General features: G+C 64.1%; 13 protein-coding genes. 8 read left to right on the top strand and 5 right to left on the bottom strand.

Features of this window, described 5'->3' with window-relative positions:
• Positions 1-48 precede the first annotated feature (48 nt).
• The 7 genes from BSZ40_RS12540 to BSZ40_RS07895 all read left to right on the top strand — a co-directional run bounded on the left by BSZ40_RS12540 (position 49) and on the right by BSZ40_RS07895 (position 4,550).
• Positions 49-327: a VldE C-terminal domain-containing protein gene (locus tag BSZ40_RS12540; protein ID WP_084542728.1), complete on the top strand. Its 279-nt coding sequence runs from the start codon at positions 49-51 to the stop codon at positions 325-327.
• Positions 324-590: a DUF6112 family protein gene (locus BSZ40_RS07920; RefSeq protein WP_073824988.1), complete on the top strand. Its 267-nt coding sequence runs from the start codon at positions 324-326 to the stop codon at positions 588-590. The genes BSZ40_RS12540 and BSZ40_RS07920 overlap by 4 nt, the downstream gene beginning before the upstream one ends.
• A gap of 217 nt (positions 591-807) precedes the next feature.
• Complete coding sequence (locus tag BSZ40_RS07915) at positions 808-1,488, top strand: helix-turn-helix domain-containing protein (protein ID WP_073824986.1); 681 nt, start codon at positions 808-810, stop codon at positions 1,486-1,488.
• Positions 1,489-1,492: 4 nt separating this feature from the next.
• Positions 1,493-1,900 (top strand): VOC family protein, encoded by a 408-nt coding sequence (locus tag BSZ40_RS07910; protein ID WP_073824983.1) that lies wholly within the window; start codon positions 1,493-1,495, stop codon positions 1,898-1,900.
• 250 nt (positions 1,901-2,150) lie between these two features.
• A complete protein-coding gene (locus BSZ40_RS07905; protein WP_245793967.1) occupies positions 2,151-2,546 on the top strand; it encodes a phosphatase domain-containing protein in 396 nt (131 codons plus the stop codon).
• Between the two features lie 333 nt (positions 2,547-2,879).
• The gene (locus tag BSZ40_RS07900) at positions 2,880-3,203 is read left to right on the top strand and encodes a DUF6112 family protein (RefSeq protein ID WP_073824981.1); all 324 of its coding nucleotides are present in this window, start codon (positions 2,880-2,882) and stop codon (positions 3,201-3,203) included.
• A gap of 51 nt (positions 3,204-3,254) precedes the next feature.
• Entirely contained in the window at positions 3,255-4,550 is a 1,296-nt protein-coding gene (locus BSZ40_RS07895) for a TrbL/VirB6 family protein (protein WP_222842760.1), read from the top strand.
• Here BSZ40_RS07895 and BSZ40_RS12000 read toward each other — a convergent pair.
• On the bottom strand, positions 4,527-5,360 hold the full coding sequence (locus BSZ40_RS12000; protein WP_169832937.1) for a hypothetical protein: 834 nt from the start codon (positions 5,358-5,360) through the stop codon (positions 4,527-4,529). The genes BSZ40_RS07895 and BSZ40_RS12000 overlap by 24 nt on opposite strands.
• Before the next feature lie 73 nt (positions 5,361-5,433).
• Between BSZ40_RS12000 and BSZ40_RS11915 the strand changes: the two genes are divergently transcribed.
• Positions 5,434-5,646, top strand: a complete 213-nt coding sequence (locus BSZ40_RS11915; protein ID WP_073824977.1) for a hypothetical protein — start codon at positions 5,434-5,436, stop codon at positions 5,644-5,646.
• A 624-nt stretch (positions 5,647-6,270) separates the two neighbouring features.
• Here BSZ40_RS11915 and BSZ40_RS07880 read toward each other — a convergent pair.
• From BSZ40_RS07880 to BSZ40_RS11330, 4 genes are all read right to left on the bottom strand, one after another.
• Positions 6,271-11,319, bottom strand: coding sequence for an ATP-binding protein (locus BSZ40_RS07880; protein ID WP_073824974.1), 5,049 nt, complete (start codon positions 11,317-11,319; stop codon positions 6,271-6,273).
• A gap of 248 nt (positions 11,320-11,567) precedes the next feature.
• On the bottom strand, positions 11,568-13,016 hold the full coding sequence (locus BSZ40_RS11335; RefSeq protein ID WP_222842759.1) for a TrwC relaxase: 1,449 nt from the start codon (positions 13,014-13,016) through the stop codon (positions 11,568-11,570).
• Entirely contained in the window at positions 12,932-13,369 is a 438-nt protein-coding gene (locus tag BSZ40_RS12080; protein ID WP_222842758.1) for an AAA family ATPase, read from the bottom strand. The genes BSZ40_RS11335 and BSZ40_RS12080 overlap by 85 nt, the downstream gene beginning before the upstream one ends.
• Before the next feature lie 132 nt (positions 13,370-13,501).
• On the bottom strand, positions 13,502-13,807 hold the full coding sequence (locus BSZ40_RS11330; protein ID WP_084542725.1) for a hypothetical protein: 306 nt from the start codon (positions 13,805-13,807) through the stop codon (positions 13,502-13,504).
• Between the last annotated feature and the right edge of the window lie 198 nt (positions 13,808-14,005).

The following is a 14,005-nucleotide window of genomic DNA, read 5'->3' as shown; positions in this document are numbered from 1 at the left end:
CGATGGGCTGGGTCCACTGGTGGAACATGACCCGGATCCACGAAGCTCTTGACTACCCCACCCCAGCGGCGGTCGAAGCGTCCTACACTCACACCACAACGACCGCGCCCGCGACCGTCTAACCACAGAACAAAACCCAGGGCGCTTCACAACGCCGAAACCCTCGGCGTCGAGTACCTCATCTGGCAAGGCCAGATCTGGTCCCTTGCCCGCTACGAAGAAGGCTGGCACCTCTACAAAGGAGGCATGCACGACCCCAACGACGTCACCGGCGGCCACTACGCCCACGCCCACATCACCGTAAAGGAAGGCAACCGATACCCGTGAACATCTACCCCGACTTCGGCGCCTTCAGCGACAACACCACCCTTCACAGCGTGAACGGCACCCTGCTCACATTCGTCCTCGTCACCACCGTCCTCACCATGCTCATCTCCGCCATCACCTGGGCCATCGCCACAGCGAACGGCAACCACACCACTGCGACCAAAGCCCGCACCGGACTCCTCGTCGCCCTCGGCGCAGCCACCCTCGCCGGCGCCGGCATCACCTGGCTCAACTGGCTCATCCACCTCGGCGACCAGATCTAGTCGCACCAAGGCAGCTGCACCATCTCGCTGATGTCCGGGGCATTCTCGTCCGCAGGGGAAGAGCGTGTGGTCTCTAGCTAGATTTGAGACATGGCGACTGTGACGCGGGCGGTTCATCCCGCACTTCAGGGCTGCCTGGCTGCGCCCATGGTGGCCTACGACATGGTGCTACCGGTCGACGCCGTCCACGTGGGAGTGCCCAGCACGGGCCGCCACGGTGATCATCGCAGTGGACGAGCCTCTCGATGTGGGGTGGCTCCACGAACCCAGCGAATCCACGGCGCGCTGGTGCTCGATCTCCGGCCTTCATCTGCGGCCGACGCTGATCCACACGCACGGGCTGCAACGAGGTATCCATCTGGCTGTCACACCGATCGGATGCAGAGCAATCTTCGGCGCACCGATCGGCTCTGTGGCAGAACACACCGTCGACATAGACGACCTGCCACGAGGACTGACCAGTGACGAGCATGAAGCCATTGCCAATCGCACCTCGTGGACAGACCGACTTGCGGTCGCGGAAGCAATCCTGTTGGCCCGGCTGAATAGGTGGACCCCCGACCCCACGGTGACAGCGGCGTGGCGTCTCCTTGGGGGTGGCCTTCCCGTTGCTCAGGTGGCCGCCGAGGTGGGGTACTCCCGACGCCACCTGAATAACCGTGTCCGGGCAGAGTTTGGCCTGTCGCCCAAAGAGATCAGCCGTCTGGCGCGCTTCGAGAACGCCCAGCGACTCGTCGCATCAGGAGCATCCCTGACCGAAGCGGCCAGCAGGTGCGGCTTTGCCGACCAGTCGCACCTCTCACGGGAATGGAAGGGATTCGTCGGAGGCAGTCCCAAATCTCGAACCGAAGACTTCCCAAACCTTCAAGACCTGGCACTTGTCGCCAACTATGATTGACCACATGACGACAACCAAACCCCAGCTGTTTCACTCCCTCACCTACGCCGATGCCGACAAGGGTCTGGCATTCCTCGCCGCGCTCGGTTTCGAGCAAATCCTCGTTGTCCGCAACGACGACGACCCCAGCCGGGTCGAGCATGCCGAACTGCGCTGGCGTGATTCGGGCGGTATCATGCTTGGCTCAATCCGACATGCAGGCCCCCACAAAATCCCGGACACGGCGGGCCAGGCCCGCTGCTACCTCGTGGTCGAGACAGACGCTGACGTCGACGCAATCTATGACAAGGCTCTGGCAAACGGCGCCACGACCATCGAAGACCCCGCCGATCAGCCCTACGGCGGTCGTGTCGCCACCGTCGCAGATCCAGAAGGTAATCACTGGTCTGTGGGCTCGTACTCCGGCGAGTGAGAACACGAGAGTTGCACCCCTTTACGCCGAGCGGGCGACCTAGCCTCCGAATGAAGCAGGGACGTTGGATGGATCATGAGATAGAGATGACAACCACCACAGGCGGCGCGCGGCCTGTGGTGGTTGTCGCAGTACAGCCAGCCGTCACCCAAGACCTGGGAGTCTGTCAACTTGCTGTTGCCCTGCGGGCGAGATGGGCACACACTTCTGCTTGATCCCACGTGAGGCCTCCCAGGGGACAAGGGACATCGTGCTGTGGGATGCGAGCGCGGCCGGAGTGATGCCGTTGCCGAGCGGACGTCTTGTCAGAGGACGCCGCTGGTCGGCGGTACCCGAGACCCTTCCTGAACGTGGTCTCTACGCCATGTGGCGCGACCCGGCCCCCGTGTGGCCGTACGCCTGGCTCCGCTGGCCGGATTTCGGGCTGCCGCTGTCTCGCGAGCGGGCCTGGAGCGTCATTGAGGATATGTGGCGAGCCGCTGAGGTCGAGCGTGTCGAAGTTGCCTGCGGTGGCGGACGCGGCCGCACCGGCACGGTCTTGGCGGCCATGACGATCCTCGACGGCCTCGACCCGGACGCTGCTGTCGCATGGGTGCGACAGCACTACGACCGTCACGCCGTCGAGACACCGTGGCAACGCCACTAGCTACATCAACACTGAGCTAGAAGCAAGAGGTGGCATCGGCGTGAGTGCTCAGCCACGTGGTTCAAAGTCTCCGACGCCCGCAATCTGGCCGACCAGTTCGATGTGGCACCGCAGCTCATTCGCAGCGGCTGGGCCATTGAGATCCGGGATCCCTGGGGCAACACCATCGGCCTGACCGACTACAGCGCGTCTTCCTGACCGACGCCCAGCCCGGCAGCAGCTTTCAACTCCTGACGGCCCGGACCACCGCGCGCACCTGACTGGCAGACCTTTCTGGTTTCCTGCTGGTCCGGGGTTTCCGGTGGCAGGACTTCTGCTTGTGAGGAGCTTGTCGTGATTGATCTTGTTACTGCTGTGGTGCCGAACCTGCCGTTGCTGGTGCCGCTGGATGTGAACATCACCCCGAACGACAACGGGCTGCCGGGTATCTCGCAGCTGCGCACGATCGTGGGGGCGGTGATGATGATCGGGCTGATCCTGTCGGTGCTGGCGCTGATCACCTCGGCGATCGTGTGGGGGTTCGGCGCGAACTCGTCCAACCCGCACCTGGCCGGCCGCGGCAAGGTCGGTGTCCTGGTCTCGTGCGGAGCAGCGATCATCTGCGGCGCTGCGGTCACGCTGATCAACTTCTTCTGGAACGTCGGCCAGTCCGTCTAACCCCTACCCAACCGTTCCAACCCGCGTGTGTGAGGAGTGATTGCGGTGGGTGTGTGCGATCTGCCCGTCATCTCAGGTGTCTGCGAAACTGCTGGTGAGGCCGCCGCGTCGTTGGTGTCGGCCCCGTTCGACTGGCTGGCCCAGGCCATGGGCTCTGCGGCGGGCTGGTTGTTCGAGGCGGTGTGGAACGTCTTCGACGCCACCACGCTGGTCGACATCACCAGTACTGGCTACCTGTCGGTCTACAACCTGATGTTCGGCATCGCGGTGTTCGTGATGCTGCTGTTCTTCTGCCTCCAACTGATCACCGGCCTCATCCGTCGTGACCCGACGGCCCTGAGCCGCGCCGCTCTTGGCCTCGCCAAGAGCGTGTTGGGGTCGTTCGTGGTGATCACGCTGACTGGGCTGCTGTTGGAGGTGGTCGACCAGCTGTGTATCGGGATCGTCCAAGCCGCCGGGGAGACCACCGAATCGATGGGCGAGAAGATCACGATCCTCGCCGGTGGGCTGACCGCGATCAATATCGCCGTCCCGGGGGTGGGGGCGATCATGACGATATTCCTCGCCGGGCTTGCGATCACCTCCGCGGCGATCGTGTGGCTCTCGCTGCTGGTGCGCAAGGCGCTGCTGCTGGTCGCGATCGTGTTCGCACCCCTGGCCCTGTCGGGGTCGTCGTGGGACGTCACGCGGGGGTGGATCAGTAAGTGGGCGATGTTCGTGGTCGCGCTGATCTGTTCCAAGCTCGTGCTGGTGGTGATGTTCCTGGTCGCGATCACCCAGGTCGCCGCGCCGATCGATGGGGACCTGTCCTCGATCAGTGACCCGCTGGCCGGGGTCGTACTGATGGCGATGACCGCGTTCTCCCCATATCTGACGTACCGGTTAATCAGCTTCGTCGGCTTCGTACCACGCGATCGGTGCCGAGCAAGACGCCAAGAACTCCCTCAACCGCCCCATCTCGCTACCGGACCGGCAACCAGGCAACCCCCAGCAATTCCGCGACGGCAACAACAGCGGCAACGGCGGTGGAGGCGGGAAGCAGCCGAGGAAACCCAGCACCCCGAACCCCTCAGTCTCCCAGGGCGGAACCGAAGCCGGAGCTGGCGCTGGTGGGAGGGCCGGGGCTTCCGGGCCGGGTGCGGCGTCGGGCGGGTCTGCTGCCGCTGCGGGTCCTGCTGCGGCTGCGGTGGTCAGAGTGCAGCTTGCCAAGGATGCCGCCACCACGATCGAAGACCTCGACGCCCTCAAACAAGCCGCCATCCAAGCCAACTGCGAAACCCGACTCCTCGCCGAAAACGAGCACAAGCCTTCACCGCCACAGTCCTACCCCCATGCCGCCAAGTCTGACGCGTCTAGTTGCGACGACAACCGGAGCCCTCCGGTTGGCTGCTGCGAACGGGCGAGTTCTTGTGCGACCCGTCGCTTGGCCTCTGAGTACACATCAGATTCTGTTGTGAAGAGCCAGGATGCGGCATCTAAGACTGGCCCGATAACGGCGAACGCCAAGGCGAATCCCGTCATGATCACGACTGCGCCTGCGCTCGCCACCATGTGAGTGAGCCAGGCGCCAGCAGCATCGAGAAGACTGTGCATCTGGAGTCTGCGCGCAGCAACATATGCCAGTCCGAGGATCAAAGCAGTCACGACGGTAACAATCACAGCGACCAGCACTTGTGAACACAACCACTCAGCCACCCATGCTATGGACGCGAATTGAGCAGCGAACATGAGTAACACCCACGTCGTGACGGCTGCGCGCGAGCCCAAGAGGCCTCGGGCCTGAAGGTCAATAGGCCAGTCGTCACGTTTGGCGTTGAAGAACGGTTTGAACAGCATCGTCAGGACAGCCAATGCTGCCAGCGACACGAGTGTGCGGCTTGCCCCAACATGCGGCTCGGCAAGTAAGGGTGGGAGGCCGGACTCGAACCACCCTCCGATCCCCGAAGCCCCCATGGCGTGCATGGCGGCTGCAAGCACCTCATTGGGGCGTTGCTCGCGAACGTAGGCGGCAATTGTCAGCACCCCAGCGAGGCATCCGACGACTTGGTAAATCAGACCACTATTGGCCTTCCAGTCCTTGATGAGCCCGGGCAGGGCTCTGACGGCTTCGATCTCGTCTTCTCCTCTCTGCGCTATCGCCAGTCTGGCGACCACCACTGACATTTCCTGCGTGCAGCCGAGCGCACCTCCCTCGTAGGCGTACCGCCGATGCGTAGAGAGGACTGTTGGGATGGCGACGTTTGTTGATCCGGTTGCTGATGCTGCTGAGGCCTATGAAGGGTTGCGTGGGATGGCGCACGCGACTCGCGCGTTTGAGGAGCCAGCTGACACGTACCGGGTGTTGAGCGAGGTATCGGGGTCGGTGCGGTTATTGCGGCAGGTGCTGGACCAGCTGTCCCCCGCTCGTACTGATCACTGCGGCATCGGGGTTATAGGGTTATAGGACAAAGGCCCGGCGTGCACCTTGGCCCCCCACCCGCCCGGACACAACAAGGCCGAGACCGCATCAGCGGCCTCGGCCTTGTCATAATAGGTATTGGTGGACCTAGCGGGAGGCTTGTCGAAACTTGCCCCACCGGTGATACAGATGGTGCGAGTACACCAGTCGATCCGCGCTCGACGGCACGGACCGCAGCGCCGGAGACGCCAACCGCGGCGGTCACCGCGGGCATCCGAAGGCCTTCTTCAACGAGCGGAAGCCGCCTACGCTGCCGGCGGGTCCCTCAAAGCCGTGGCCCGAGAGGTCGGCCTTGGACACGAGCGACTCGCTCGCCTCCTGCGAGAACGCGGTGTCATCCTCCGCAACCACTCACCATCGACCAGCAAGATTCGGCTGATGCGTGCCATGTATGAGCAAGGGGCTTCACTGGAACGCGTGGGCGACAGGTTCGGTTACACGGCGGGGACAGTCCGCAAACACTTGATCATCGCTGACGTCACAATGCGCCACACGCACTGCCGTGGAACAGGCTCGAAGGCCCAGCAAGGCCATCATTGACGCGCAGCGGGATGGCTCAGCTCCCACGGCCTTTTCAGTCGGGATGAGGCGCCGCCACCGGATAAGCGACTAACTCTCTTCAAGCTGTTGGAGCACTACCGACGCCGAATCGCCAGCCGCGGCGAGTCCGTCCACGATACGGCGGTAGCGGGCGAGCGGCGGGCCCACCACAGCTGCGGAGGCGCGTAGCTCCTCTAGCCAGTTGGTCACGAACCATATGCGGTTTGCGAACGCGCCGAACCTTCCGTGAAGCACGCTCTCCAACCAGACGAGTCCGGTTGTTGCCTGCCAACTGGTCGGGGCCGTCCGGGCGAACTGCGCCACGGCCTCGGCGCACTTCGGCTCGCCCTTCCCAATGGCCAGCCATCGATCGACCACCCCTTCGAAGGCGTCGGGCGGTGCCCAAGAAGCTCTGCAGTTGTTCAGCGTTGCATCGGGGTCAAGGTCTTCCGGCTTGATCTGCGGTACAGGAAGTAGTGCGGAGATCGCGTAGTCGTGCCACGAGGTGGAGTCGTCGATCAGGCTCGTGTCTGAGTCGATCTCGTCGAGAACCGTCGCCATTAATGGCGGCCAGAACTCGGCGAGCAGGGGGCGCAGTTCGTCGTCGTAGCTGAACGCGGTTGCGAAGCTGTGAAGCAACAGATGAAGGGCGTGTGCGTTCGACGCGAAAAGGCGGAGGTGCGCGTTCAGCGCTTCCCTGTCTCCTTCGGTTGCAAGCTGGATGAACAGGCGTGCGATGAGCTCGTGATGGCGTTCGCCCAGGTGGTCGTAGTTCCCGCGCCAGGCGTGATCAAGGGCTCGCAGGTGAGCGTCCCAAAGCGGGTTAGCGAGGAGTTCCGCGCGTGCAGCCGTGCATTGGGACGAAAGCGCGGCGTGGTTGCAGACCACTGGCATGCGGAGACGGTTGACCAAGAGTTCGTCGCCGGGGACTGTCAGTAGTGTCTGCTCAAAGGGACCCTCAAGTGGGATAGGTTGTCGGCGTTGCGTTTCGTACTCCCACGGCCCTAGGCGAACGGTCGAAACGCAGGCCTGGATGGCCTCCCATAGCGGCTCGTGTCTCGTGCAAACCGTCCCCTCGCTGGTGGCGCAGTCTGCTGCCCAGACAGGCGCTGTCCCTTTCGCGAAGGCGGTGCGAACCTCGTCGTAGACGCTTGTCGCCAACGAGACTAAGGCTCGTTGAAGGCGACCGGCGTCCACGTCCAGGTGCTCGAAGACCGGCAGGAGTAGAAGCGGCACCGCGATGGCCGCGGCACGGTCGGCTCCCATGGAGAAGAGACTGGAGGAGGAGCTGAAACTATCTATCCATGGCTCTTCAGCTGCAGTGAGAACTATGTCGACCGCCCAGTCCAACTCGGTCAGTTCTAGTGTCGCGAGGCCCAGAGCGTGCGCGCGCAGGCCTGCGGCCGCGACCGCCACGACGGGGTTTTCGTGCCGGTTAAGCATCGCGGACGAGCTCTCATCCATGAGACGTCTCGCCTCGGCAATGTCCGCAGTGATCGAGTCAACCGGCCATGCCTCAGGTGTCTCGTTCTTCAACGCGTATGCGACCTGCAGCCGCAAGAACGCCTGCGTAGCCTTGATCTCGGCGTTGCTTGGCGCTAGTGCAGCTTCGAGTTCTGCCGGACGCCCGAACTGAACGACGACGCCGCCGTCGACGACCGATGCCTCGTAGTTCTCGGCGCTGAACTCCGCAGCCCAGCTGCCGATCATTGCCAGGTACTGCTCCGGTCCTTCTCTCGTCAGAGCTGCCTCGGCAGGGTCTGGTTCCGATGCCACTGTTTGTTCGGCGTCAACATTCCGTTGAGCCGACTCCAGTAGTCTTGAGCCGACTGCGCGAAGTTGGTCGAGACGTGCCTGGTTGCCGGCCGCGCGTGCGTTGACGACCATCCAGCCGACAGTTTCGTGAGGCGAGTATCTGCGCTTGTCTTGGCCTACCAGCATGTCGGCGTCACGGTCTCGCACGGTGTACGCCCCTTCAGTCGTAACGCGCCCAATCTCCAAGTGCCAGACGGTCACGTCGGCGAGAAACGGGTCGAGGAGGTCTCCCACCTCGTCGAGGTGTCGGGTCAAGAACCCGTGGAGCAGCCCGGGAATCGCGAGATTGTGGCAGTCCTCCAGGAGGAGATCGACGATGGTGGCCAACGGGATCTCAGCTTCGCTGTGCAAGTGGTCGATGAAGCGTTCGAGCGCAAGGAGGGCGCTCATGCACGAGTAGGGACCGACACTGGTGCCGCGGTACCAACTCCACACGTGGGAGTCTCCGACGTAATGCCGCTGCCCGCTCTTGGCAGTCAGATGCAGCGACGCGCCCGGATAGCTGCTCCAGTCAACGCCGGCGGTCAGAGTCTGAGTCTCGTCTGTGACGCGATAGAAAGCCGCCTGGTTGAGCATCCGGTTTATGAACGCGATGGTCTTGAGCGGCCTTAGGTTCAGCAGCCTGAAGAAGGGCCCGAAGTACCAGGCGGCACTAGGCGGCCCGAACCCGAATTTGTTGCCATGTCCGAAGTCGCGGATCCCGTCGTCGAGATGGCTGCGGCCCTTCAGACCGGCCCACCCGAGTTCAGTGTCTTCTGGTTGGGGCTGCTCGATGTAGTAGGCCTCGGTGAGTTCAAGGAGGAGGTCGGGGTCGATTGACGCCAAAGCGAGCGCCGAGGACGGTGACTCGGGGATCTCGTGAAGTGAATTCGGCCGCTCGCGCGCGACTGTGCGCAGCCACGAGGCAGCGGCATCGTTGAGATCTTCACCCAGTGCGGCTAGAGCTTGGATTGCGAACTCGTCATACAGGGGCCGGTCCTGTCCGAGGATCGTTTCACGCACTCGCTGACGGAGAGGGTCAGGACCTGTGCCGGCGTGAGCCATGCCGCGCAACCACGCGAGTACCAGTTCCTGGACACGTTTGTGCTGAGTGTCGCGCGTGCCAGCCTGCGGCCGCCCGAGGTCTCTACCTTCACAGAAGGCAACCTCAACAATGGGAGCCAATGCGAACCGGTCACCGAACACGCCTCCGTATCGCGAAGCCGCGAGGCGCAACAGCGCGTCGAGATCCTCTCCTCGTTGGAGTACGTCCCAGAGCTCCCCGATCGCTTGGCGTGCATCGCCGACGGTTAGGAGGGCTTCGACGGGGACCTCTCTCCATCGGATCCCTTCGCCAGCGGCTATGGCGTTGAACTCCTCGGCCAGCTCATCCCAGACTTGACGGCGTGTTCGATCACCTAGGTTCGCCAGGCGCGCTTCGCACGCCAACCTCGCTGCCCGAATCGTCCAGCGGGGAGCCGCGTTCTCGGTGAGTGGCGTCCATCCGACTTTCAGGAAGAGTCTGCATAACGCGAAGTCGCGGTACAGGTCTGTCGAGAAGTCAGGCCCTTGAGAGAGGGCAGGGTTTACGTCGGCACGGAAGACCCCGTCGGAACGCAGCTCCCTGACGGCGGCGGAAGTAGGATTTGCCTCCTGCGCGCCGAGACGCCGCCGAGCGACCGTGAGGGTTGCGTCTTCGCGCTCCTCGGGCGGCGCAGTACCCGGTCTATGCGTCCCATCGCGGAGCACGAGGCCGTTCCAAACGGCGACGTAGACGTCCGCCTCGCAGAGGAGACGATCGGGCTCGATGGGCCGGCCGGAACGCAGTAAGGCGTCGACCAGCCCCGGGCGCCCAAGCAACCAGTTGGATTTGGCGTTTTCGTTGACTCGGGTTAGCCCGGGGATGCGTTCGGCGAGGAGCGCGCGTTCTGCCTGGGTGAGTTCCTGGACCACATGGGTCTGCACCTTCTGGAGGGGATCCACCGTATCGGCCACCCGCTGCAATACAGCCTCCACGAACTTCGCCCCGTCGGACCGCGTCACTGCCACGACGCCGATGGATTGTTTCATTGCGGACGCAGCCAGCTCCGTGAAGAGCGACTCGTGGCCCTCCAAGACTGCTTCGCACCCGTCGACCACGAGCAGCCGCGCCGTGGCGGTCGGCGCGCCGCCGAAAAGGTCGGCCAGAGCCACTCCGCCGAGTTGACCCTCGAACTCAAGGACACTGCCGCGAACGTCTCGGAGGCTCATACCCGCGACGAACGCTCCGTTGGCGCGCAGCAAGTCCCCGACTGCGACCGAGAGCGCAGACTTGCCGACGTCTGGCTCGCCCGTCACTATGAGCAGCCCGCCTGCATCGGCACAGGCCTCCATCGACCGCCGGAGCGCTTCGACAGCTTCGTCGCGCTGAAGATGAACCGACTCGGTCCCAGCAGAAATGGTCGAACGGGTCTGCTGGCGTAGGAGACCATCGAGTCGTTCGACGATCGCCCAGGCGCGTTGGTGAGGCCCGAACTGCTTCAGCGGATAGGTAGTAAGGCGGCGGCGCAACATCGCACCCGTCACCTGCGCGCCAGACGGGGCGTACTCGTCGACGAGTTCAGCAAGCCGGTGCAGTACGGCCTCCGCCGTTGCCGACGTTCCATTAAGGACGGCCCCCTGGAGGACTGCGACAGCAGACGATCGGTCAGATGTGTCGGTTCCTTCAAGCCTCAAGGTGCGAACGGACAGGCTCGACAGCAGTCTCCAAACGAGCTCGTCCGCGCCGAGGTCGGCTAGGTCGATGCCCTCGGCTGCGGCGGCGACAACCAGCTCCTTCAGGTGCGCCAGGCGTTGCCGTGTACCAGCGTTGGCGGCTCCGGTGCGATTCACGGCGGCGTCGAAGTCGTCGGCGTTGGAAACCGACCGGGCAATCACCGAGAGCGCCGCTACCTGCCCGAACGCCTGTCTCGACCCGGCCACCGCCAGCACCAGCGACCATCGCCCAGCTGACACTTCGTCCCAGTGCTCCGTGACAACCGCCAAGAAGGCGCGAATGAGAGGAACTGAGGCTGTGTCGCTGGAGTTGAGGGCTGGATCACGACGAACTCCGATAGAGGCTCGATGGAGCGCCCCGTCGGGCGCTTTACCCTCGAGGACGATGTCGTCAACGGCGCTGATGTCACTCGCCTGAAGGCGTACCTTGATCAGTTCGATGTTGTCGCCGATCTCTGCGCAAGGGGCTCCGACGAGCAATCGCGCGAGGAGCGTCGCAGCGTAGCGGTGCTCCAGGACGACGCCTCCACCACCCGTGGAGTAGGAACTCGCCGCACGATCTGTCGTCATGACTCAAGGATATTTCTGCCGGATACAAACGCTAGCCGCCGACGAGGCAGTCTGCGACTGGCCTCTGGGAAGAACTGGAGTGACGGCGTAGGTGCGGTTGAGAAGCGCAGTCGCCGCGTTGGGCGGCCCGGCCCTGGCCATCTGACGAGCCCGCCGCAAGCAATCCCAAGCCGTGCTGTCCAGCCTCGACGTTCACGCACGGTCGCCGCCTTGGCTGCTGGGAGACCCCCACTTCAAATGCCGCGTGATTACAGGTCGAGGTGCTGCGTCGCCTGATTGGCGGGCCGCCGGCGCTCGTCGTGGAAGGTCGGGCGGGTCAGCGTTCGGAGCGCGGTTTCTGCGCGGGCGCGGTCGATCCTCTGCGCTGTGCCTTCGGGCTGGGCGCCGAGCGGGGCCGAGTCGGTGATCTGGTACCGGTCACGGTAGGCGGCCACAACCAGGGCGCGGCGACGCCACTGCTGCCGCTCCCGCCCGCTGGCGGGGATCGGACCGAGTGCTGTAACCCATAGCTCGTGGGTGTGGAGGGCGGTGTCGAGGACGGCTTCTGCTCGGGTTTCGATGAGGTGGCGACGCTCGGTCAGGGCCCGTTGCATGTCGGGGGTCATGGGGCCGCCGGCTTCGGGAATCAGCCCAGCGATGAGACGCGGCGTCCGTCGTGTGCGGCCGGAGCCGGCGGGTCGAGCGGTGGCGTTCGCCAAGCGGTGGTGGATGACGGAGGCGATGTCGTCGGCGTCGGCAAACCCACGAGCCCGAATGAGGCGTGGCAGGAGGGTGACACCGCTGTGGTGGTTGGCTTCGGCCCGGCGCAGTTCTGCCGCCAGGGCGCCGAAAGCGTCTGAGTCGATGACGGCTAGCGCTTGGTCGATGGTGAGGCCGCTGGTGGTGATGAGGTTTGCCCAGCGATCGTGTTGGGCGGCGGCGATGGTCCCATATTCGGCGGTAAGTTGGGCGATCAAGCCCCACCGGTCCTGCTCGGCGGTGGTAGTCTCGCACACCGACAACTCAGCACCCGAATGCTGCAGCATGCCGTATAGGACCGTACGGGCGGTGGCGTCGGGATTGTCGCCCGGATACGCCGTGGCATGATCATCCGGCTGGTCAAGGACGACGTAGGCACGGTTCGACTCCCACCCACGTGTCATCGCCATGCACATGTTCTCCCGCGTTGTCGTGAGTTCAACCAGAACGTGGGCGGTGTCGGTGGTGATGCCTTGGACGCGGTGGGCAGTGACAGCGTAGCCGAGGTCGACGTGCTCAGCCACATAATCGGCGGACAAGACGATGCTGTTGCCGAACCGGCTACCGGGTGGGCGGATCGTGACCGACCCATCGTCCCGAACTGCGGTGATAGTCCAGGTTTGGCCGTTGCAGACCCAGCCGTGCCAGTTCCGCAGCCGCCGATCGTTGCGGCGGGCGATGATCGTGTCCCCCACGCTCGCTGCCGATCCGTCGGACAGGGTGATTTCGGGGCCAGGCTTCAACGTGCCGTCCAGGATGGGGTCGGCGCGGGCGTGGACGTTGAGGGCGGTGATGTTCTCGCGGGTTTCGGTGATCAGCACCGACGCCAAACCCGACTGTCGGTCGTGGCGCCAGGCGGTGTAGGCGGCATCGGTCATGGCCTCGGCGTCACCATCGTGGATGCGATCGTGTGCCAGGTAGGTGTCGATGATCGGGGTGCGGCCGTGCCGCAACTCCAAGGACGCGGTCTTCTCCCAGCGAGGGTGAAGCGATGGACAGCGACCAGCTCGGGGGCATCGTCACGGTCGTGGATCAACAGGCTGAACGCACTGTCGGCATCGCCGGACTGGAGCTGCGCGTAGTCACCCACCAGCAGCACCTTCGCCCCTGCCTCCTGTGCAGCCTGCGTGATGCGGTCTAGGGAGAGGGCGTCGGCGAGGGAGGCTTCGTCGATGATGACCAGCTGCCCGGCCTGGAAGGTGGCGCCGGTGTGTTGGTGGGTGGTCCACCACGTCGCCGTGTTCTCTATGACGATCCCCAGATCGTCGGCCAGCACCTGCGCCGCCACCGCCGACGGGACCAACCCCACCACTCACCCGGCACCATGCGAGGTCTCCCACGCCCGGCGCAGCGAATTCATTGCCGTTCTTTTCCCAGCCCTCGTCGCCCTCACCCACACACCAACAGTCCGGCTAGACACCGCGATCGACACCAAGGTTGCTGACTAGTCAAGACCGGGCATCCGCCCCTCGGCGTAAAGCTTGCTCGTGACCGTTTCGACGGTGGCCAGGTCGGCACTTGGGCCGGTGGTGGCCCGGGCCCGCTGCAGGAGGAGATCTTCGGCAGCCAGAAGGGGCTGGGAGGAGAAGATGGCCGAGTGTTTCGGTCCGAACACACTAGTCCTGCCGAGGCAACGGAACTTCACCGGGCTAACCGCTAGCTCGAATGGGGTCAGATGCAAGAAAGCCTGTTCAGCAACGTAGACAACCATGGCCGTGAAGGCTTGACGCTCCTGCGCGGTGGCATCCACTCCGAGCTGCTGACTGTCTCAGGTGCGCCACTCGACGGTCAGTTCCGCTGTCCAACTGCTCGGCGACCAGCCGGTTCTGGTCCCGTCCCAACTTCAGCGCCTCCCATGTCACGCCGAAGGCGCGGAGCCCCTGCGCGGGAATCGAAGTGCAGAAACGACGTCGGGATCAAACCTGTCACGTCGACCCGTACAACCGCA

It is taken from the genome of Buchananella hordeovulneris (genome assembly GCF_001907235.1).
Taxonomy (GTDB): domain Bacteria; phylum Actinomycetota; class Actinomycetes; order Actinomycetales; family Actinomycetaceae; genus Buchananella; species Buchananella hordeovulneris.
This window is presented reverse-complemented; position numbering and strand designations above follow the sequence as displayed.